General features: G+C 53.0%; 19 protein-coding genes. 5 read left to right on the top strand and 14 right to left on the bottom strand.

Features of this window, described 5'->3' with window-relative positions:
• Window positions 1-136 precede the first annotated feature (136 nt).
• From ABD949_RS26035 to ABD949_RS26005, 7 genes are all read right to left on the bottom strand, one after another.
• The gene (locus ABD949_RS26035) at window positions 137-523 is read right to left on the bottom strand and encodes a hypothetical protein (protein WP_345248573.1); all 387 of its coding nucleotides are present in this window, start codon (window positions 521-523) and stop codon (window positions 137-139) included.
• 152 nt (window positions 524-675) lie between these two features.
• Window positions 676-1,734, bottom strand: a complete 1,059-nt coding sequence (locus ABD949_RS26030; protein ID WP_345248571.1) for a hypothetical protein — start codon at window positions 1,732-1,734, stop codon at window positions 676-678.
• A 240-nt stretch (window positions 1,735-1,974) separates the two neighbouring features.
• Window positions 1,975-2,148, bottom strand: a complete 174-nt coding sequence (locus ABD949_RS26025) for a hypothetical protein (RefSeq protein WP_345248569.1) — start codon at window positions 2,146-2,148, stop codon at window positions 1,975-1,977.
• A 370-nt stretch (window positions 2,149-2,518) separates the two neighbouring features.
• Window positions 2,519-3,487, bottom strand: a complete 969-nt coding sequence (locus tag ABD949_RS26020) for a helix-turn-helix domain-containing protein (protein WP_345248567.1) — start codon at window positions 3,485-3,487, stop codon at window positions 2,519-2,521.
• Between the two features lie 341 nt (window positions 3,488-3,828).
• The gene (locus tag ABD949_RS26015) at window positions 3,829-4,668 is read right to left on the bottom strand and encodes a hypothetical protein (RefSeq protein WP_345248565.1); all 840 of its coding nucleotides are present in this window, start codon (window positions 4,666-4,668) and stop codon (window positions 3,829-3,831) included.
• Window positions 4,669-4,696: 28 nt separating this feature from the next.
• Window positions 4,697-5,506 carry a class I SAM-dependent methyltransferase gene (locus tag ABD949_RS26010; RefSeq protein ID WP_345248563.1) on the bottom strand — a complete coding sequence of 270 codons (810 nt, stop codon included), beginning with the start codon at window positions 5,504-5,506 and terminating at the stop codon, window positions 4,697-4,699.
• 65 nt (window positions 5,507-5,571) lie between these two features.
• Window positions 5,572-6,438, bottom strand: a complete 867-nt coding sequence (locus ABD949_RS26005; RefSeq protein ID WP_345248561.1) for an alpha/beta hydrolase — start codon at window positions 6,436-6,438, stop codon at window positions 5,572-5,574.
• Window positions 6,439-6,761: 323 nt separating this feature from the next.
• On the opposite strand from ABD949_RS26005, the gene ABD949_RS26000 reads away from it, so the two are divergent.
• The 4 genes from ABD949_RS26000 (at window position 6,762) to ABD949_RS25985 (ending at window position 9,830) form a co-directional block, all read left to right on the top strand.
• On the top strand, window positions 6,762-7,445 hold the full coding sequence (locus tag ABD949_RS26000) for an MCP four helix bundle domain-containing protein (RefSeq protein ID WP_345248559.1): 684 nt from the start codon (window positions 6,762-6,764) through the stop codon (window positions 7,443-7,445).
• Between the two features lie 44 nt (window positions 7,446-7,489).
• Window positions 7,490-8,269 (top strand): LytR/AlgR family response regulator transcription factor, encoded by a 780-nt coding sequence (locus ABD949_RS25995; RefSeq protein WP_345248557.1) that lies wholly within the window; start codon window positions 7,490-7,492, stop codon window positions 8,267-8,269.
• Window positions 8,270-8,366: 97 nt separating this feature from the next.
• Window positions 8,367-9,023 (top strand): CPBP family intramembrane glutamic endopeptidase, encoded by a 657-nt coding sequence (locus tag ABD949_RS25990; RefSeq protein ID WP_345248555.1) that lies wholly within the window; start codon window positions 8,367-8,369, stop codon window positions 9,021-9,023.
• A gap of 246 nt (window positions 9,024-9,269) precedes the next feature.
• Window positions 9,270-9,830: an OmpH/Skp family outer membrane protein gene (locus ABD949_RS25985; protein ID WP_345248553.1), complete on the top strand. Its 561-nt coding sequence runs from the start codon at window positions 9,270-9,272 to the stop codon at window positions 9,828-9,830.
• A gap of 91 nt (window positions 9,831-9,921) precedes the next feature.
• On the opposite strand, the gene ABD949_RS25980 is transcribed toward ABD949_RS25985, so the two are convergent.
• From ABD949_RS25980 to ABD949_RS25950, 7 genes are all read right to left on the bottom strand, one after another.
• The gene (locus ABD949_RS25980; RefSeq protein ID WP_345248551.1) at window positions 9,922-10,308 is read right to left on the bottom strand and encodes a spore germination protein GerW family protein; all 387 of its coding nucleotides are present in this window, start codon (window positions 10,306-10,308) and stop codon (window positions 9,922-9,924) included.
• A gap of 143 nt (window positions 10,309-10,451) precedes the next feature.
• Entirely contained in the window at window positions 10,452-11,159 is a 708-nt protein-coding gene (locus tag ABD949_RS25975) for a hypothetical protein (protein WP_345248549.1), read from the bottom strand.
• Window positions 11,160-11,263: 104 nt separating this feature from the next.
• Window positions 11,264-12,430 (bottom strand): glycoside hydrolase family 26 protein, encoded by a 1,167-nt coding sequence (locus ABD949_RS25970; protein ID WP_345248547.1) that lies wholly within the window; start codon window positions 12,428-12,430, stop codon window positions 11,264-11,266.
• Between the two features lies 1 nt (window position 12,431).
• Window positions 12,432-14,072, bottom strand: coding sequence for a glycosyltransferase family 2 protein (locus ABD949_RS25965; RefSeq protein ID WP_345248545.1), 1,641 nt, complete (start codon window positions 14,070-14,072; stop codon window positions 12,432-12,434).
• 1 nt (window position 14,073) lies between these two features.
• The gene (locus ABD949_RS25960) at window positions 14,074-15,606 is read right to left on the bottom strand and encodes a tetratricopeptide repeat protein (protein WP_345248543.1); all 1,533 of its coding nucleotides are present in this window, start codon (window positions 15,604-15,606) and stop codon (window positions 14,074-14,076) included.
• A 268-nt stretch (window positions 15,607-15,874) separates the two neighbouring features.
• Window positions 15,875-17,593: a GMC oxidoreductase gene (locus tag ABD949_RS25955; RefSeq protein ID WP_345248541.1), complete on the bottom strand. Its 1,719-nt coding sequence runs from the start codon at window positions 17,591-17,593 to the stop codon at window positions 15,875-15,877.
• Between the two features lie 93 nt (window positions 17,594-17,686).
• Window positions 17,687-18,226 (bottom strand): gluconate 2-dehydrogenase subunit 3 family protein, encoded by a 540-nt coding sequence (locus tag ABD949_RS25950; RefSeq protein ID WP_345248539.1) that lies wholly within the window; start codon window positions 18,224-18,226, stop codon window positions 17,687-17,689.
• Window positions 18,227-18,642: 416 nt separating this feature from the next.
• On the opposite strand from ABD949_RS25950, the gene treS reads away from it, so the two are divergent.
• Window positions 18,643-21,957, top strand: a complete 3,315-nt coding sequence (treS, locus tag ABD949_RS25945) for a maltose alpha-D-glucosyltransferase (RefSeq protein WP_345248537.1) — start codon at window positions 18,643-18,645, stop codon at window positions 21,955-21,957.
• The last annotated feature ends 24 nt before the right edge of the window (window positions 21,958-21,981 follow it).

Here is a 21,981-nt window from a genome sequence, read left to right as displayed (position 1 = left end):
TAAAGAATCTTGGTTTTGCTATCCTGGTAGAACGGTTTTAGCCGCAGCCTTTCTACCTCTTTCCCAAAAAGCTATGGTTAACTTTCCTCAGGGTGGTCCCTTTTCCGGCCATACGGAAAAGGGACCACCCTGAATGCTACCGGATCCTCTTTTTCAGTTCCCGACCGTGCTGCTCATATTCCTTCAGAAAGACCTGGAGGCCCGATTGTGCTCCGGAGCGTAAGGTTTTTAGCAATTCTTCATCCTTCATTTCGTTTCGCTCCACCATCACCAGATTGGCTTCGTGCAGCGCTGCACCCAACGCGATGCCAAAGTAAACTTCGGGATCAACGAAGGGAAGTGGATCGGGAAGCGGCCGTGGCTTGAACACTAGCTCAGGAATAAACTCAGGTATGATATCAATGTAGTACGTAATTGACTGGCACTCCGACTCCAGGTCGCCGAGCGCGTTCTTTGCCAGAATCCCGATGGTGTAATAATATTCGGTTAGGTTGGGAATATCGCGGTGGGTTACCAGCGACATCCGTATGTCGAAATGGTGCAGCAACCAGCGCCAGCCGCGATTCCTGTAACAGGCATGGGTACTCCGGCGGGCCAGCCAGTAGGCAATGTTCCGGTAGTAGTGCTGAATCAGATTATACGCTTCGAGCGCCCTGACTTGTTCAGTCGTTGGAATCAGACCATCGTCACCGCCTGTTTAAGCTGCCCGAACTGAGCGATGTTGATGTTGAAAAAGTGGTGCCAGGTGGCATCGACCAGCACGCGTCCTATCTGGTTGGTCTGGTGCCCGTCCAGCACAGCAATTACACCGAAATCCGAATTAGTGACATGGTTGACTGCCTCCGCAATTACCTCCGGCGTCAATCGTGCCCGCCCGACCATCGGGTACTCCTGAATAGCATAACCAGCAAAGTTGAATGCCTTTGTCAGATCGGCCGGCACTTCACAGTTCCCCTCGTGCATGTGGTCGGGCAGGACGTTAATAGCCCCATCTGGACTGCATAATACCAAGTGCGGATATTTTACCTGCCGCCGGATAACAGAGCCCATGTGGTAGGTCCGGTACCGGTAATTGAGCTTAATCTTTTGGGGAGTCAGGTCAGACTGATCTCCCTGGACCCCAGCCAGGGCAGGATTTATATCAACAATGGTATCGTGGCGGCCTATGCCAGTTTGGGCCGGTGCAAAAGGTTCTTCGTTGGGGCCGGGATTAGCCGCCGTAAACCAACGGCGCATGCTGCGGATGCGCGGAATACGCCCGCACATATCAACCCCCAGATCTTCGTGGTCGCCGGTGGCAAAGATACCGCCCCCCTGATCCATATATTCCGACACAGCTCTTAACTCGGCATCTGTAAGCGTCAGCACCGGCTGACCACTCGGCCGGAATGCGGGACGCTCAACGGCAAACAGCCAAATGACATCGTAGCGGCTTAGATCGTGCTCGTGAAAGCGGAAGTTTTCAATGTCGGCGTCCTCATCACTACGCCGGTGGGCTTTGGTAATCTCAAATGATGTAAACGGCAGAGGCTCATCAAATGCCCGCAGAAAATGCCCCAAACCAAATCCCTCATTGTCGCCGAATGAGCCACCATAGTCGGTAACTACCAGCATTTTTACTCTACAAGTCTGGATGAGCGCTTTTTTAGGAATAGACAACTGCCTTCTGGTTAATCGGGCAACGCGTTCATTGAGGTAATACGCAGATTTGGTAATGTTCAGTCTGTTTTCCATTGTAATACGTTTTTGAGGTAAGAGCTACCCCTGGGATGGCTTTGGGGTCAGTTCTTAGTCGGAGATTACAATGGAGCGGAAACAGCTGTTTCTGAAATAAGTGAGAAACGCTTTCGCTGATCCGTACGGCTATACCCTTTTGTCTATGTGGACAAAAGGGTTATTCTTTTGATAAGAAACCGGTAGCGTTACAGCTGGCCTTTTTAAAGGCCAGCCTTCTAACTGTACCACTGAGTTTTTTTAGTGAAGATTTCCTTTTACGACAATGGGGTAAGTCAGATCCTGGGCTACCGTATGAGGCAACACGCCGTATTGCTGCTGCGCTATGCGTACAATGCTATAGCCGTGTCCGGTTTTTTCCTGGAGATACTGCCGCCGGTACATGGCTAACGAGAGATCATCAAATCTGTCCATAGATGTTGGTAAAGCCGAAACAGGGGTGGCAGAGACAGAAGGATAAGCAAGCATACACTCAAAAAGGTATAGATTAGAAGCTGGAATTCTTTAGCAAACAAAAATATAACTTTTTTAAGACAAGTGCATTAAAAATACATTAAAGAAAAATTACAACTATCTAATAATCAGACTAGTATGCAAGCATACCATTTTTATTTACCCCTAACACACTAAGGCATATATAATTTATTTCATAACTTATTTTGTTTTAGCTACACAGGAACCGATTCCTTCCGTAAAGATCCGTCTGTCCCTGTTATGTAGCCTGCCGGTAGAGCAGGCAACCAGCCTGCTCTACCGGCAGAGTCTATACGTATTGTGACATTGCTTACCTGACGGCCAGAGCACCCCGCTGGCGCATCTTCGCTGCGGGTATGCCGAACGTCCGCTTGAACCGGCGGCAGAAGTAAGCGGTATCCTTGTAGCCTACCCTGGCGCCAATCTCCTTAATGCTGGTCCGGGAGTTGCCCAGCAGTTCCAGAGCCGCTTCCATCCGCTGATACTCAATGTAATCCTGCGGGTTCATACCGGTTCGGTGCTTAAAATACTGGCCCAGGTAATCTTCTGACACATGGGCCACGTTGGCCAGTGCCTTGTTGGAGAGGTCCCCGCCCAAATTCTCTTTTATATAAGAGAACAGATTGATTAGCCGTGGATCGTTGAAGTAGGTGCTGTTGGTTACCAACTGCTCGATAAACATGCCCTTATCCAGCATATAGCGGATCAGGCCAATTACAATCTCCTCTGTTTTATTGTGTATCAGACGGTCTTTCCCGGCCTGATCCAGCGCAACTTCCTGCAAGACCCGCTCCATCGATTTCGCCAGCGCAGAGGCTCCCAGAGTGGATGCTCCCGGAGTGGATACGTCAGCAGTTTCCCCACCCCGAATAACAAACGGTGGCACCTCCAGGGCCGCAAAAAAATCAACCTGTTCAAATACGCTGGCCCCAAACGATATGTAGCCGAATGAGTTCGGAAACTGACCCAGCAACTGAGGATCTGCTTTTGGCTGGATATAGCGCCCGGCGTCCGCCTTCAGCCCTTCCAGCGAGATGGTTTGCGCGTTTTTGGCGTCACCAAAGGTTATGGTCAGGGCTTTGCCCGCCGGAATAAATAACAGGTCCCCTACCTCAAGCTGCCCCAGGCCTTTGACCGTAACCTGTCCATCATAAACCTTCAATAGTACGTTTACCGAATTACCGTATTCCGAAACAGTCAGGGAATGAAGCCAGTGAAGATATTCCGCCCGACCAACGCTTACAACCAGGGATTCAATAATTTTATTATAATTATTCATATGTTTTCAAATTGATTAACAGTCTCCAGTATTTGGCAATTGGCTGTACATCGCCCATGCCGATAGAAACTCTTACCGCTAACAAAGGAATATTACAATAAATTTCAAAGCCTTTGGATAAATTATGGCTATACAACCCCAAAAATTCATAATAAATTAATACAAATACCTTCCTTTTGAATAAACTGAATATTAGTAATTATTTAATCAAATTCACAAATTAGCTTCAATTTCACACCTTACTAATCTCATATCAAAAAGATTTTATCAAAATACTATACAAAACAAAACATCATCCTTTTGACGAAAAACTGATGGTAAAGCAAGCTTTTCAGGGACATTTAGGGCTTGGGCTGCATCATAAAGGCCATGATGTATCCCCAAACAACCATTTTTGGTAAGGTGAAGTATAACGCCTGCCCCAGCAGATAAATCAAAAGGCTGTTTCGGAGCGTAGCCGTTGCCCGCTTAGCGCGATAATCTTTCCATAACAGGACAGCCAGCACGGTATTAGCCACAAAAAAGGCAACGATCTCGATGGGTAAACCGGCCGGCAACTTCTCCAGCCCAACTACAAAGACCACGATCCGGTCAATTGTTGGCCCCAGCAACGATAAAGCCGCAGCCACCATATACCGCGCATGAGCCGGCGTTTTTTTTCGATTTATAATCGCCAGAGTGTAAAACACCGCAAACATAGCCAGCCAGAAAACCACAATAGCCACATACCCGGCGGCCTGCCGGCGCAGTTCATCGGCGCTTAGCTGCACGCCCCCCTGAGATGCGTGCAGAGTTGCTTCGTCAATAAAATGATAGTAAGCATACCGAAGCATCAGAAAGCCCGACAGCAACGTCAGCGGCACTACGCCGTAGCTTAATCGGCCCACCATCCGGTGCAGGCTAAGCTTTTTGTATTTAATCAGAAACGGCTGCGTAATAAGCATGGCAATCCAGAGGGCCATCAGCACAAAATGAAAATGGACAACGGCCGGCTGTGTTTCGGTAATTTTTGACAGGTACGTGGTATAAAACCCGGCTGCGACCAGCACAATGAGCGCCAGAAACCAATAACCCGAATTGGAATAATTGGCAGATGACCGGCCTGATTTCTCCAGGGCTAAGGCCTGATTCTTCGGCGCATGTACGATATATGGGTTCGGGCGGTACGGTTTTCGTTTCATCAGCCAGATCGAATGCTTTACCTATACGTTATTTTTTGAGAACAACGGCCTGCGATACCCAGGCCTGCATACGGCTGACGGGTCGGGCACCGAATCGCTCCGTGATGGCAGTCGTTACGGCCTCGATGAGTTGCGGCATACGGTCGGCACTCCGTTCGCTGATAAAGGAATACAACGGTGTTCCGGTTAAAAACCCTCTGGCAACCGCTTCCGCCGATTCGCTTTCCGATTGCTTCGTAACCAGCTCAATGGTAATATCCCGGAACCCGGCTTCGGCCAGCAACTGCTGAATGGCCTGCGGGTCATGCATGGAAAAGGGTATGTTGAAAAAGGTGGGCGGATTATCCGGAAAAAACTCCGCTATTGTTTGATTCGTCAGATCCGAGGTCTCGTTGTTGGATAGCTTATCCCAGGTATTGAACAGCAACCGGCCGCCGGGCCGGAGTACCCGATACGCTTCCCGGAACGCCAGCGGCTTATCGGGCACAAACATGAACCCATACTGGCAAACCACCAGATCGAACAGGTTATCAGCAAACGGCAGCGCCTGCATATCGGCCACCTGCCAGTCCACGGCAGCATCGGGGTTCCGCTGCCGGGCCATGTTTACCATATCGGCGTTCAGGTCCGTCGCCACCAGGCGGGTAGAAGCCGGAACGTGCTGCCGCAGATGGCGGGTAACCCGGCCGGTTCCGCAGGCGAGCTCCAGCACGGCTTCGCCCGGACTTTGGATGCGCACTACCAGGTCCTGTGCGTAGGGCTCAAACAGGTAGGGGCCCAGGTACGTTTCGTAGTTTTCAGGGATAGCGCCCTGAAAGGCAATCCTGGAAGGGTCCATGGCACTATACGATTAAAGGTAGGAACACCCTGAAAGATAGGCAAATAATTCCATTTTATCGGCATTTACGGCTTCTTATCCTGCCGGTAAATTGCTCTCAACCCCTGGGCGAAGGCAGTCGGCACAACAGATGTGTGGGATTCTTTTTCGTAGATATGTTCTTCCAGATACAGTCCCCTGTACTGGCGTTCTCTCAGGTTTTGCAGCATCCGCTTGTAAGGCGAAATCATATAATCTGTTTCGTTGCCGCCCATGGAGAAGTAAACACGGGCCGGTAGTGATTTCCGGCCAGACTTGAACACCATCTCCTCGTCTTTGAAGAGCGCCTGGTCAGCCCACGGGAACGAGGGACTGCTCAGCAGGTACCGATTGAACAGTTCCGGTGCATGGAGCAGCGTATAGGTGCCGAACAGCCCGCCGAAGGAGTGCCCGCATAAGGCACGGTCGCTGGTTGTTTTGAAGTTTTTATCTACAAAGGGCAGAATATCGTCCCGTAACGTTTGCAGAAACCGGGCTCCTCCGCCCGACTCCATAGGTACTTTATAAAAAGCAGCAATTTCATCTGTCGTTCGGGTGTCTGCCGTCGGCGTGTAATCGTAAGTCCGGCGCTGATGAACCGTTACCTCTTCGGTTACCGGATAACTAATACCGACGACGATTGTCTTCGGCACCTCTCCGCCCATGGCGTAAAATCGCTGCAGCGAGGCTACCATTGGCGTGAAGAAATAGCCATCCAGCAGGTACAGAACCGGATAACGGGTCGTATCGCCGGCCTTATACCCATCGGGCAGAGAGATAATAAGCTGATAGTCAGATTGGCTACTACTGGATTTCACATTATACGTAACCGTTTCGGTCATGGTATAGGGCTTCTGCGCATAGGTACTACCCAGACTAAGCAGTATAAAAATGAACGCGTAAATAGTTTTCATGGTGTGGTGTGTTAAAGTTGTTATATACAGAGCAAACTTAGGGGGAAATTGCCGGTGACCATCCACACGTCCGTCAGGTCGGTGTTTTCACTGTTCGACTCGTCGTAAGCGGTGCCTGAATCGTCGGTTGCTGTACATACCCGGTAAAAAGTCTGTTTAATTGAGTATATTGAATAAAAATCCGGCAGTGAGCGTATGTTAGTATACGTTTGTGCTTTTGTAGCTGAATAGAGCGCCTGAATAACTCTACCAGGGCTAAAGGAATTTTCGAAAAATTTCGTTATATAGTATAAAAAGAGAGGTTATAACTTCCTCAACAAACTATGAAATGGTCATTCGTCATTCAGCAGAAAATAAAGGCCGCACTTCTGTTAACGGGTATAATGGCGCTTGTCACGCTGAATACCGTTATTTCCCGAAGTAATGTGCGCGGTATCGATAAATCATTCTCGTCCATCTACCAGGACCGGCTGTTACCGGCCGTCGATCTGGTATACCTCAGCGAGAACCTGTACAACAAACGGCTTTTGATGGAAGCCTACCTGGTATCGGGCAGCCGCACCACACCGGCGGAGGCCCGCGGACAACTGACTACGTACAACCATCGGATCGATTCCCTGATCCGGAAAGTAGAAGAAACGTATCTGGTCCAGAAGGAATCAGAGAGCCTGCGGGCGTTTAAGCAGAATATTTATTCGTATGCCGCTCAGGAGCAAACTATACTAAACCTGAGCGAAACCGACCAGAAAGAAGCCGGTAGCCGGCTGTTTAACACCGACAGCGCCGTCACGTTCCGGGGGGCAATTCGTCACCTCAACGAGCTGACCAATATTCAGTCGGAAGTTGGCCGGCAGTTGATGAAAGAGTCGCATAGCGGGTCGGCACTGGTCGATTTAATATTCACGCTTCAGATTGCGCTGGCGATTATCATTGGAGCCCTGATCCTTGGATTGATTCATAGTTCCAAAATTATAAAGCAGAATCCGCGGTCGTTTCCGCTTAACTAAACAGCCCCGGATCGGCGAATAGTGGGTCGCTTGTTTACATAAGAATGCGAGAGTACCTCAGGAAGCGTCCGTATGTGACTGGCTTGGCCGGGCTGGTGCTGCTGATTACCGTACTGAAGCATAAAACCCTTCCACCGGCCTCTGCCCTGTTGCTTGAGTTTGGGCTTCAGTACTCGTTTTCACTCACCAGCTGGCAGGTTCAGCTGTTCATTTTCCGGTACTTTCTCAGACGCGAAGAACAGAAAGCCATTCGGTTGCCGCTTATCCTGAAGGTAAGCGGCACCAATCTGTTTTTCTTTGCTGTCTTCTACCTGTTGGCTTATTTGCTGATTGTACTGGTCATTTATGACCGCAGTTTCAATCTCCATAATTACCTGATCGGATTTCTGATAGGCCTGCTGTTTGCAGCCGCCGTAAACCTGTATTTCTGGCTCGACCAGTTGCTGCGGGCTCAGCCGGAGCGGGGAAAAATTTATACCAGCGAACTACTCCGGATCAACACCGGCGGTCAGACAATGCAAGTGCCCATCACCGACATTGCGTGTTTTCAGTTGCTGGAAAAGATCGTTTTTGTTGTTCTTCGAAATGGCCGGAAGATGAGTACAGACTTTACCATATCGGAACTGGAAGCATCACTGGAACAGGATACCTTCTATCGCCTGAACCGGCAAGTCATTGTCAGCCGCAACAGCATTCAAAGCGTGCAGCCCATCGAGAATTTCAAACTTAAAGTTTCACTGAACGTCGCAGACTCTACCCTTTCCGACCTGACCGTCAGCCGGTATAAGACGGCAGCGTTCAGAAAGTGGCTGAATAATGACTGACCATTCAGCGGCTATTTACTGACTATTCGGCTTTTCCTGTTACTATTTTCTTCATTTTTAAGGGGTTGCTTAGCTGTTTTGTCAAAAAAAGAAAACAATGAAAGCAATCACCATTTCACAACCAACTGCCAACAAGACGCTGATCGGAGTTAGTCTGAGTCTAGCCTTACCCTTTCTCTTTGCCGTTTTTGGCAAACACCTCGGCTTCTCCTTATGGATCAATGAAATAATCTGGTGGAGCATAGGCGGTCTCGTATTTACGTATCTACTCGTTGTTGAGAAACGGCCTCTCCGCAGTGCAGGCTTCAAAGCTGTCGGGTTAAAAGAACTGGGGTGGGGGTTTCTGCTCGGTATCCTGCTGTTCTTCCTGTTTCCGCTCCTCAACGTTGTCGTCAGCTATTTTGGCTGGCCGGTTTCTCAGGAAAAAGCCAGCATCATCGGCAGCCTTCCTGTGTATGCTCTGTTTATCCTCGCTTTACGGGCGGCTGTTGTCGAAGACCTGCTATTCCGCGCCTACTCGATTGAACGACTGGAGGAGCTAACCGGCAACAAATTGCTGTCAGGCGCATTGCCCCTACTCCTGTTTGTGCTTGCCCATCTGCAATGGGGTGCCGGTCACCTGTTGTTTGTCACCGGAGCCGGTTTGTTACTAACCATTTTCTACAGTTGGAAACGCAACATATGGATCAACATCATCGGCCATTTCCTGGTCGACTTTACGTTGTTCATGATGATACCTATGATGAAAAAGTAAGCAGCGCGATAAACTATCGCGCACCCCGCCCGTTTCACCATTCAATTACGGATGAGCAGCCGGCTGGCAACGATACCAATCGGCTACCTATGCCAATTGGTATCGTTAAATTTTGTTAAGAACTTACACGTCCCGAGCGAAACTTGTATTTTACAAAAAATTTGTTCAATGAGGATTATTTCTGTCCTAATAGGACTCCTTCTGCCACTAGCCGCGTTCACGCAATCGACCGAAACCGGCCCTGGAATGACTGCCCCGCTGAAGATCGGTTATACCAGCCTGCAATACATTCTGGAACAGATGCCGGAGATGAAGAACGTCAACAATCAGCTTTCGCTGCAGCAAACCCAGGCGGAAAATGAGTTGAAACGGCTGCAAAAAGAATTTCAGGATAAGTATGTAGCGTACGAAAAAGGGGCCCTTCAGATGAGCGATGTCATCCGGAAAGACAAAGAAACCGAACTGAAAGCCCTGCAGGCCCGCATTCAGGAATTTGCCCGTAGTGCCGACGAAGGTATCCAGAAAAAGAATAACGAACTCCTGGCCCCACTGCTGCAAAAAGCCCAAACCGCTATTGATGCCGTAGCTACAGAAAACGGGTATACGTACATTTTTAGCACCGACAGCGGAGCTAATGCCCTGCCGAACCTGCTTTTCGCCCCTAAGGACTACGACATTACCAACCTGGTACTAACCAAACTGGGCATCAGCCTGGCAGCCGTTCCCGCAACAAATGGCACCACTACGCCCAGGCCATCGGGTCCTCCAAAAACACCTGCCAAGCCGGCACCGCCGAAAAAGAAGTAACCTTGCTATAATTAGGTTATGGGCCTGCTCTCAGCAGCACGGCGGGGTAGCAGTGATCGCCTGAAAGTCGTTGGAATGATTTTGGGACCGCTCAGGATTTCCGGCTCCGCAAACCCATAATGCCGCTCAGCACGAACCCGAGCGCTACGCCTAACGCGATGTAGCGGCCGGACCGTAACGGAATATAGCGGGTCTGATCGGGTGTAACCTCAATGATTCCCTGGGGCTGGACAATCAGACCACCGCCTACGCCCCCACCCTCTCCTTTGCCGCTCTCGTCTGTCTCGGTCGATGCGCCTTTGCGGCCCGCCCGTCCCTCACCGTACCCACCCCCGAACCCCAGCGTTACCTTGGCAACCGGAATGATGGTTTTCTGACCGGCTACAATCGGTTCGCCGTATACTTTTTGGACAGAAGCCCCACCGGTCATTCGCTCCGTTAGTGTCTGAAGCAGTTCTTTTGTCATTGACGTGTTCATAAAACAGATGATTGAAGAGATTCCGTTAAAACTTCGTATGCTTTTTGTGAAGGGACTACCCGCAGCCTGTTAAGGTCGTAAAGGAGGGATAGTCCGACACTGCCAGCACGGATCAATGGGCCATTACCGTAACGACGCTCGCGTTACTGCATCTGCCCGTCGTAGTGCTTCAACACCTCAATTACGTTTTCCTCGGTAATTCTCCGACGGGGTAGTTTGTCAGTAATCGCATCTGCCCGGTCGCCAAGCACGGCTTGCAACGATTTCCGGGTAAGGGTAACAGGCTCCGGTACCGCACTGCCTTTTTTGATATAATATTGCTCCTGGGTCTCATACCGGCCGTCAAACTCATCCATTTTAGTATAGCCGTTGTTTTCTTCACGCCCCCGCAACTGGCACTTAAAACTTTTCAGCAGGCGGGTTGGTCCGTTGTTCAGCACCATATAATACCGGCTGTCCCGTCCAATTCCTTTGGAAGCATCCCGGATAAAGCGGTGACCGCCGATGGTAAACGCTTCGGGTATAGCTTTCTCCACGGCGGTACTGTTACCGAGCTGATACAGCAGTTCGTCGGTTATAATGTTATAGGCCAGGGCACCCCGAATCTGCCGGCCGGCCAGTTGCACGGTGCCGTCCTGCCAGACCGGAAAGCCAAAGTACTCGCTGCCCAGGTACACCATCTCTTTGTACGAGGGACGCTCCAGACCGGTTGTCCGGGGCTCAATCTGGGCGAAGTACATCTGACAAATCGTTACCACGCGACCTTTTGCATCTTTAGAGACTACGCACTTCTGTCCGTATGCGCCAACGCCCACAAAACAAATCAAAGCTAAAAGACCGACGATTCGCATGAGCAGGGTGGTTTATTTCCTTAGACAAGATAACTATTTTTCGGAAATATTTACCGGTTCCAGGACAAGAAACCCATCTGGATCAGGCACGCGCCACTCATCCGCTATATATCCGCCGGCTGCCGGGTCCCTGGCCCTGACCGGATAGCCTGTTTGATGGCAGCGACCGAAGCCGAGTCCGTCCGGAACGTCCAGTCGAGGGATTTGTAGGTGGTGGTTTTGTCGTTACCGTTGTGGTAAAACACCACCGCTCTGATGGCCGGATACCGCGTTGGCAAGGTCCGGAGGGCATCGGCAAACCAGGCCGGCCGGTTACCGCCGACGGACAGCGAGCCAAACTCGCAGATAATGACCGGTTTTTTGTAGAGCGATACCCGTTCGTAAAACGCTCCGATCACCTCCTGAAAGGACCACCACTGGCTCCAGGGGGCTACGGTACCGTAGTTGATCGCCGTGGTACCGACCCAGTCTACAAAGGCGTGGCCGGGGTAAAAGGCTTCGAAATTCTTATACGCCGGATGGGGTGACCACACCCAGATGGCATTGGTAGCGCCCAACGTCCGGAAGCGGGTAACCACATGCTGCCAGGCCGCAATAAAATCGTCGGGCTGGTTGTTCTGCGGCCCCCAGGGGTAGCGGTAGGGATCGTTCATCTCGTGACCCAGCCGGAGAAAGAATGGCTCGCCAAAGGCTTTGGCGTCCAGCGCCCATTTATCGATATACACATCGTACCGCCCTTCAGCAATAGCCCGCATTCCTCCTTTGTTTTTGTTCTCCGCATGGGCGCTGAACGGAAACTGGTCGGGACTGAAATCGTCCAGCCACGGCTCCCAGGTCACCATCGGAATGGACCCCAGATCGGCAATGGCCTGCACCCGCAGCAGCGGGAACACCTGATCGGGCCGGCTGCCCCAGGCCGAATAGATCGACATAATAGGCAGACGGGTGTCCAGTGAATCTTCCAGCGCGACAATGCTTTCGTACGACTCGGCGGTATTGTCGTCGTACGCACCCAACAGCATACGATCGGCGGTGGCAATACCGGCCGTCCGGTGGCGGTAGCGCTCCAGCCACTTCAGGTCCGAAACCCGGTGGGCACGGGTAGCCGTAAATCGTTTTTCCAGATGCGAAATACCGGCATTCACGGTGGTGATCAGATCGCTCACCGGTCCTTTTGACTTATCGCCCACAAAGGTCAGCAGCAACGACATGCTGATGCCCAGCACGACGACCAGCACGAAAGCCGCTATTCGGACAAGTATCGTTCTCATATTAATGCGTTACAAGTGATTCGGGTTGATCTCTGAGGTTTTCCGACGGGCGGGCCGATACGTCGATACCTGCCGGGTTAACGGTGTCCCAGGGGTCGCCGGGAGCTGGTCGGGTGGATTGCCAGGCGGCATACACCCCACCGAACGACGCCAGACAGGCAATGGCGGCAAACAGCACCATCCCCCAGACTTCGCCACTGGTCAGCGACAAACTGGCTTCGGCCGTGTAAAAACCTCGCTTGATGCCAATACCGACCAGCGTACCGGCAAAGATGAGCTGCTGCACCAGCAACGGCCGGACAAAGTGCGTAAAGCCTTTTACCGCCTGCTTGGCGGTTGGTATGTACGGAATGTCGGCATTTCGAAGAGCCAGCACGAATCCCCGGAAAAACACCGGCCAGCAGGCAAACTTCAGCAACATACCGCGCCAGTGCAGCCCCCGTTCGGTCGACGGATGGCACAGCCACTGCTGCACATACAGGTAGATGCTGAAGCCGGTCACGGCCACCGGCAGCCAGTTCGCCAGAAACTCTGAGAAATCCATACTGGCCGGTAATACCCTGAACCACAAAAACAGGTACGGAATCAGCAGAAACAGCAGCGTGATTACCCCCGAGAAGTAGTAGGTACCGATGGTCAGGTACGAAAGCCGCTGCCAGCCCGACAGCCGGGGCCAGAGTCGCGGCAGTTCGGCGAACAGCACTTCGTGTACCCCCCGCGCCCATTTGAGCTGCTGTTTGCAGAATGAGCCCAGATCTTCGGGCACCAGCCCCCGACTCACAATACTGGGTACATACACGGATGTCCACCCGGCGGCATGCAGCCGAATGGCCGTAACCAGGTCTTCGGCCAGACCGATACCGTGCCCACCGATGCTCTTCAGGGCCGCCCGGCGAAAGGTACAGTTGGCCCCGATTGCTACGGCGCAGGAATGCCCGTACATGCCCATCTGCGTGGGACCATAAAAGCCGTAGGTCTGCTCGGCCGCGCCCCGTGCCGTAAACGAACGCTCCTGATTATAGTAGGCCTGCGCTACCTGGACAAAGCCGACCCTGGGATTGTCGAAATACCCCAGCACTTCGTCGAGAAAATTGGGAAAGGGAATGTGGTCGGGGTCGAGCACCAGCACAAACTCTTCGGTAGTTTGCCGAAGGGCCGCGTTGATTTTCCCGGCTTTGGCCCCCGGCAGTCCGGTCAGTTCAAGCCAGAAGGCCCCGTATCGTTCGGCCACCTCCCGGTAACGCGGATCGCCAGTGTCGTCGAGCAGGTAGGTAGTGTGGGGGTACCGGATGCGGGCGCAGGCGGCCAGTGTTTTCTCAAACATACCCAGCGGCTCGCCCGGCGAACTGGTCGTAAAAATAGCTACCCGTAACCCCGCTTGCGCAGCCACGGGCCTGGGCTGGCTGATGCGCAGGTAACTGATCCAAAGCACCGCCATCCGGATCAGCCCCCACCAGAAAATAAGCGACAGGACCACGAACCAGGGGACCGAATGCACATGGGCGGCCCGAAACCACCAGTCGAACAGGTATACCAGGCTGACGAAACCGGCCGTCACCAGCACCGCCAGGCCCAATTTCTGCCAGCTGGCGGTGCGGGGTACCCGTCGGTAAGCCCATAAATTTGTTTGATCCCGGTTCATGCTACCAATGGTATTTGAGGTCGACACTCGCCTGATGGCTTTTGTAGAAAAACAGACTGCTATAGGTATAGGAAGCCTGCAGGCTGATATGCCGGCTGCAGGTTACCCGCAGGTCACCCTCCAGCACTACCGGATGGTACCGCATTGTCCCGAAGTCCCGATTCAGTACCACTGTGTTGCCGGGGCCGTTGTCCAGATACAGATACGCGTTACCAGCCGACGCCCAGATACCGGCATTAGCCTTAGCCGACAGTTCCACCCCCTTCACGACCCTCAGCCTGGCCGATGCCAGCAGGGCATTGACCAGTTGATTGGCCGGGGAGAAGTAGGGATCATACACACCCCTGATTGGGGTATCCGGCCTATAATTTGTCAGAATGGAGTTGAGTGACAGCGCCGGTACGAACGTACTCCGGTCGGCATCCGTGTAGGTGATCGCGTAGCCCGCCTTCAGGTCCACCCGTTTAGTCGTCAGCAGGGGGGCCAGTAGCCAGCCGTACGCGGTGGTTACCCGGCCGGTGCGCCTAAACTGCTGCACCTCATAGCCCGCCTTACCGAGCCAGGCATCGGCTTTGTTCAACCGGAGGGAGGCCTGGGCAACGTACGGCAGCAGGGGTGTCTGAATACTGGCGATGGTATACTGGTAAGGTTGTCGGTCACCACCCAGTTCCAGAAACAGCGAAGGCGTCAGTTTCTGCGTCACCTGAAGGCTCCCGGTCAGTTCGGACACCGCCTGATCACCAGCCCCGGTGCCATTCTTTTTACCCGGATACCGGGCCGTGAACAAACCCGCCGATCCCTGCACGGTCAGGCCCATACGCCCCAGCGTCACCGTATTGCCGGCCTGCAGCCACTGGGTGGTGTACGTGGTAGTCGATACGGTGAAATTGTCCATCCGGAACCGCACCACCGGTGAGAACCACCAGGTATCCGCCCGGCCCGCTTCCAGCGTATAGCTTACCTTGCGGAGCGGCTGATCGTCAGCCCGGTAACTGCACCCGGCGCGGAACGTCGTGCCGGTCTGCGCGTAAACGGTGCCGGCCAGCGTTTCAATGTCTTTGTTGTCGGGGTACCATAACCGTAATTGAGCAATTCGGTTCCGGGCGGCCTGACTATTGCCCTGCCACAGGTCAACATACGTCAGCAGCATATGCGTCTCGGCATGACGCGGGTCGTGTGGCAGGTAGTCGTTCAGCAGGTCTTCTGCCCGTTTCATCCTCCCCAGTTCAAACAGCATCCGTCCGTAATCCAGCTTCACCACAGGAACGTCCGGGTAGGTAGCCAGGGCCGTTTCATAAACAGCCTCTGCCCGGCTGTATGCCTTCATCCAATACAGCACCTGCGCGTGGAGCCGGTAGGCGTTGATATCATTGTGCGTTAGGGTATAAAGCGAAAGGAGCCGGTCAGCTTCGGCAAAGTCATTGGCATAAGCTCTGGCGCGGGCGTATTCCACGGTATCGGGTACGGCCGTGTTTTGTCCCCGGACCGAGCTTAATGAGCAGAAGAAAACAAGGAAGGGTATTATTTTCATCATTAAGCAAAAATACCCATCTCTGGCTTACTAAAACGCGATAAAAACGTTTATAAGTTTTTTTTAATGGACACCGGAGCGGACAAAAAAAGAGCCTGCCTTTTGAAGGGCAGGCTCACTCATTGCCGTTGCTCGTCCGCGTTTGTAACGCGAGACGGGCGAGGTGCGCATTTGTAATGCGATTCCAGCTTCTCATACAACGCGCGTCACAGACGCGCACCTCGCCCGTCTCGCGTTACAAACGCGGACGAGCAATGTAATGGCGTAGTAGCTACAAGTTCTTCTTCTTCATTTCACTCACGGCATAATTAGCCGCCCGGGCCGTGATGGCCATAAACGTGAGCGAGGGGTTCTGCGTTGAGGTCGAAGTCATGCAGGCACCGTCGGTCACGAACACGTTTTTGCAGTTATGAAACTGGTTCCACTTGTTCAGCATCGACGTTTTCGGGTCTTTACCCATCCGGACGCCACCCATCTCGTGAATATCCAGACCAGGAGCCTTATCGGGCCTGTCGTTGGTCTGAATATTTTTGAATCCAGCGACGGTGAGCATTTCGGTCATGGACTCGTGGAAGTCCCTGATCATCTTCTCATCATTGTCGTCGTAGCCGATGGATACGCGCAACTGCGGAATACCCCAGGGGTCGGTCAGGCTGCTATCGAGCGATACGGTACTGATTTCTTTCGGAATGGTTTCGCCCATCATGTGCGAACTGACGCGCCAGTTGCCCAGGTTACGAGCCATCAGACTGGCCTTCAGGTCTTCGCCAAGCCCTGAACGGTCAATGTCGAGCGTACGGCTGGAGCCAAAACCGGCGGCCCATCCCCGGAGGAAATCGGTCTCCTGCTTGAAGACGTTGCGGAAACGCGGGATGTAACTGCTGCTGGGGCGGTTGCCTTCGCTGGTCACATCCAGGAAGCCTTCGTATTCGGCCGAAATCGTCGTGCGGAAGTTGTGGAACGCCATGTACTTACCCAGCAGACCGTTGTCGTTGCCGAGCCCGTTCGGGAACCGGTTCGAGGTCGAGTTCAGCAGAATCAGGTTCGAGTTCAGACAGGCGGCATTGACGAAGATGACACGGGCGTAGTACTCCGTTACCTCCTTCGTGTTGGCGTCGATCACCCGCACGCCGGAGGCCTTGCCTTTCTTCTCGTCGTAGATTATGGAATGCACTACGGAATTTGGACGCAGGGTCATTTTGCCCGTTTTAGCCGCCCAGGGCAGCGTCGACGAGTTGCTGCTGAAATACCCACCGTACGGGCAGCCCCGCTGACAGAGGGTGCGGTTCTGGCATTGAGCCCTGCCCTGCTGGTAATGAATCGGCTGCGGCTTGGTCAGGTGCGCACAGCGACCAATGATGATTGGCCGGGCACCTTTGTACTGCTTCGCCATCTGCTCAGTAAAATGCTTCTCTACGCACGACTGCTCGTGTGGGGGCAGGAACTCGCCATCGGGCAACTGTGGCAATCCGTCTTTGTTACCCGAAATACCGGCGAACTTTTCGACATAGCTGTACCAGGGCGCTATATCCTGGTACCCAATAGGCCACTCCACGGCGAAACCATCGCGGGAGGGTCCCTCAAAATCGTACTGCGACCACCGCTGCGTACCCCGCGCCCACATCAGCGACTTACCGCCAACCTGGTAGCCCCGAATCCAGTCGAAGGGCTTATCCTGCACGTATGGGTGCTCGGCGTCCTTGACAAAGAAATGCGACGCATCTTCCCGGTTGGCGTAGCACCGGCTGGCGATGGGGTTGGCATCTCTATATTCTTTCGTCAGTTGTTCGCCATGTTCAAACTCCCACGGCTGCTTCATGGCCGTAGGGTAATCCTGGATATGCTTTACGTCGCGACCCCGCTCAAGCACGAGTGTTTTCAAGCCACCACCGGTCAGTTCTTTGGCGGCCCAGCCGCCACTAATGCCCGAGCCAATCACAATGGCGTCGAACGTGCGGTCTTTTATGGAATCTATGTTTAGATAAGACATTCGTGTTCAGGTTTCACGTTTCAGGTTCTGGGTTTCACGCTGCAGCCTATTCGCGTCAGCAACCTGAAACGTGAAACCTGAAACAGTTTTAAACTATTTTTTATCGGTCAGTGCGCGGGACGGAACGGGCACGCAGCCGTGATAGAAGCCAGGAGCCATAACGTACTTGGCCACGTTGACCAGGTAGTACTCTGAGTTCATATACCCCTGGATGGTAACATTTTTGATCAGTCCGGCAAATCGTTTGGTTTCCTCATCAGGATCGTTGCCCAGCTTAGCAAAAACCTCCTTTCGTTGTGTAGCATCACAGGCCATAAAGGATTTCGTAAAGGTTTGTTGGGCCGTTTCTTCCGCTGCCGCAAGACCTTTTGTTAACGCAGCCTTGGCGGGTTCACCGTAACAGTCGTTGATCACCCGCAACGCGAACTGGTGAATTTTGAGTGATTTGGCGCCGGGAGTGTTAGTCTCCGGAATAATCGTTTCCACGATTTCAGCCAGTAACGCTTCCTGATTAGCCGATAAAGTCGAAACCTGTCCGATGGATTCCGGGGTCCAGCCGTTAGCCCAGGCCGGAAGACTCACCAGTCCCCCAAAGGCCACCGCCAGGTTTTTTAATGCGGATCTTCGTTGCATGTTTTGTTATGAAGAGATAATTCAGCAGAAAGTGTGATTTGCCTTTCCGTTATTCACAAAAGCACCCTCGGGATAAAAACTAATACGTTAGGTAGGCAGAAGCATTAAAATTTTCTATTAATTACCTACTTAGTCCCAAATTAACAGCGGCCCTGGCTTTACAGTTCCTTCACAAAAAGAGGTTTTTCATTTAAAGTCAGCATTAGTTTACCGTTTGTCACGTTTAGTGCTTTTTCGTCAGTTTGTCACTGCCAACGATGGCTGCCCCAGGCGGGGAACGGTCCACAGATCCTGTAACAAACACCGCTTCCATCAGTTTATCATACGTAACGATCAGTTTGTGCTGATCTCCGCTACCGGTATCTGTCCGGTACAAACTCCTTTCGCTCAACCTAAGAAAACTGCTCCAAACCGTTATGGCAGACAACAAACCTGTTCTGGACGATAAGCTTCACTGGTATAAAGATGCCGTCATTTACGAGTTACACATCAAGGCCTTCCGCGACGGCAACGGCGATGGCATTGGTGATTTTAAAGGCCTCCTGGAAAAACTCGATTACCTGCAGGAACTGGGCGTAACGGCCATCTGGCTGCTGCCCTTTTACCCGTCTCCCCTGCGCGACGACGGCTACGACATCGCCGATTATTACAGCATCAACCCCCGCTACGGCAATATCGCTGATTTTAAACAGCTGCTGAGCGAAGCCCACAAGCGTAATCTGAAAGTCATTACCGAGCTGGTCATCAACCACACCTCCGACCAGCATCCGTGGTTTCAGCGGGCGCGACAGGCCCCCAAAGGCTCGCCCGAACGGGATTTCTACGTCTGGAGCGACGACCCTACCCAGTACAAAGACGTCCGGATTATCTTCCAGGATTTTGAAGCCTCCAACTGGACCTGGGACCCGGTAGCGCAGCAGTACTACTGGCACCGGTTCTTCCACCACCAGCCCGACCTTAACTACGACAGTCCGCTGGTGCAGGAGGAAATTTTTAAAATACTCGACTACTGGTGCGCGATGGGGGTCGACGGCTTCCGGCTCGACGCCGTGCCGTATCTGTTTGAGCGGGAAGGGACCAACGGCGAAAACCTGCCGGAAACCCATGCGTTCCTGAAAAAACTCAGGAAACATATTGACGAACGGTTCCCTGGCATTGCTTTCCTGGCCGAAGCCAATATGTGGCCCGAAGATTCGGCCTCGTATTTCGGCGATGGCGACGAATGCCACATGAACTACCACTTCCCGGTGATGCCCCGGATGTTTATGTCGCTCCAAATGGAAGACCGCTACCCGATTACGGACATCTTCGACCAGACACCCGAGATCCCCGAGGTCTGCCAGTGGGCCATCTTCCTGCGCAACCACGACGAACTGACGCTGGAAATGGTGACCGACGAAGAGCGGGACTATATGTACAAGGTCTACGCCAAAGATCCCAAAGCGCGTATCAACCTCGGCATCCGGCACCGACTGGCCCCGCTCATGGAAAATAACCGCCGGCGCATTGAGCTGATGAACTCGCTGCTGTTTTCACTACCCGGTACGCCGGTGATCTATTACGGCGATGAAATCGGGATGGGCGATAACTTTTACCTTGGCGACCGCGACGGCGTCCGAACGCCTATGCAATGGTCACCCGACCGCAATGCCGGCTTTTCGGAATCCAACCCGCACCAGTTATACCTGCCCATTATTCTGGACCCGGAGTACCACTATGAGTCGGTAAACGTGGAGATGCAGCGCCGGAATACCTCCTCGCTGTTCTGGTTCATGAAGCACATCATTACCATGCGCAAGCGGTATAAGGCCTTCAGCCGGGGGGACATGAAATTCCTGCCCGTGGAGAATCCAAAGGTGCTGGCCTTCACGCGTACCTATGAAGACGAGACGCTGCTGATTGTGGTAAACCTTTCAAAATTTTCGCAGCCGGCGGAGATTGAGCTGAGCAACTTCGGTGGGTACGTACCGGTTGAGGTGTTCAGCCGGAACCGGTTCCCCGCCATCCGCGAAGACCGGCCGTATTTCTTTACCCTCAGCGCCCACGAGTTCCAGTGGTTTTTGCTGGAGAAAGTCAGAAGCGAAGCCGACGCGAAGGAGTCCCTGCCGGAGCTAACCCTGGACCGTTGGGAAGACCTCTTGAGCAATAGCAACCGCAGCCGGCTGGAAAGCAGCCTGTTCCCGGCTTTTCTGCGCAAATCAAGCTGGTTTGCCGGTAATGGCCGCAGTATTTTCAGTCTCCGCATCAGCGAACAGGCAACCATACCTATGACGGAGCATCCTGTTTTCATGCTGCTGCTGGAGGTGTCTTACGAGAGCGGGCTACCCGAAAATTACCTGCTGCCGGTCACGTTTGTGCAGGAGCAGGAAGCCCGCAGTATTGGCGACAACTGTCCGCAGGCCGTGATCGCTCAGCTTCGGGTCGGCGATCAGGAAGGGTTACTGTGCGATGCTCTGTTTACCGTTGGGTTCCAGCAAATGCTGCTAACCAATATGCTGGCCAATAAGCAGCTTACCCTGTCTAACAGTACGCTGGTCTTTACGGACAGTTCGGATTTAGGCGAGATTGTTGATGCTACCGAAGAAATCCGCTCGCGTCTCTACCCGGTGGTGCGGGATTATACCGCCATTACGTATGACAACCGCTTCTTCCTGAAAATATACCGCAAGGTAGACCGGGCCGTAAACCCCGACGTCGAACTAAGCCGGTTCCTGTGTGAGCAGGCTTCCTTTGCCCATACACCCCGGTATTTCGGGTCTATTGAATGGCAGTTCCAGAAGGATGCCGTACAGATTGGGATGGTGCAGGAAATGGTGGAGAACCACGGCGATGGCCGCAGTTTCATGCTCGAACGGCTGAACAACTTTATCGAACGGATCCTCGCCCGCGATCGCGAAAGCCTGCGCCCCGACGAGCACATCGGTTCGCTGATCGACCCTACGCCGTTTGACGACCTGCCCGAACACCTCCGGGATTTGCTGGGTGCCCACGCAGCCGGTCAGGCCTGGCAGATGGGCATCCGACTGGCCGAACTGCACCGGGCGCTGGCGGCCGGCACCAACCACCGGGATTTTACGCCCGAAGAGTTCTCACTGCATTACCAGCGGTCGCTGTTCTCGTCCATGCAGGCGCAGGTGCGGGAAAGTTACGAAGTCATGTCCCGGGGTCTGGAGAGGCTGCCGGACCACATCCGGCAGGAAATACAAACGATTTCGAACCGCAAAGACGATATTCTGGAAACCCTGAAGCGGATTTATGCCAAAAAGCTGGACGTTGTCAAAATTCGGATTCACGGGAATATGCGGCTTCAGCAGATCCTGTTCACCGGGAAGGATGTGGCCATTACCAACTTTGGCGGTGACCCAACCCGGCCGTATAGCGAACGACGGCTGAAGCGTTCTCCCCTGCGGGATGTAGCCGCCATGATCCGCTCCTTTTATCAGGTAGCCTATGAGGGTTTCTTCACCACGCATCAGGTAACGCAGGAGGAAATCCGGCCGCTGCTGCCCTTTGCCGATTTATGGGCGCACCACATGTGCGGATTTTTTATGGAAGGCTATCTGATGACCATCCAGGACAACACCATCCTCCCGACTGATAAAGCCGATTTGCAGATGATGCTGGAAACCTATATGCTGGAACGGGCCGTTAACGACCTGAGCCCTAGCCTCCGCAGCCAGCCCGAGCAGGCCCTGGCTCCCCTGCGGATTATTCAGTCGATTATCGGGTAAACAGGAGCGTGTTCAGCAAAGGGG

The organism is Nibrella saemangeumensis (genome assembly GCF_039541915.1).
Lineage (GTDB): Bacteria > Bacteroidota > Bacteroidia > Cytophagales > Spirosomataceae > Nibrella > Nibrella saemangeumensis.
The sequence above is the reverse complement of the archived record's forward strand: the minus strand, read 5'-3'. Positions and strand labels throughout refer to the sequence as shown.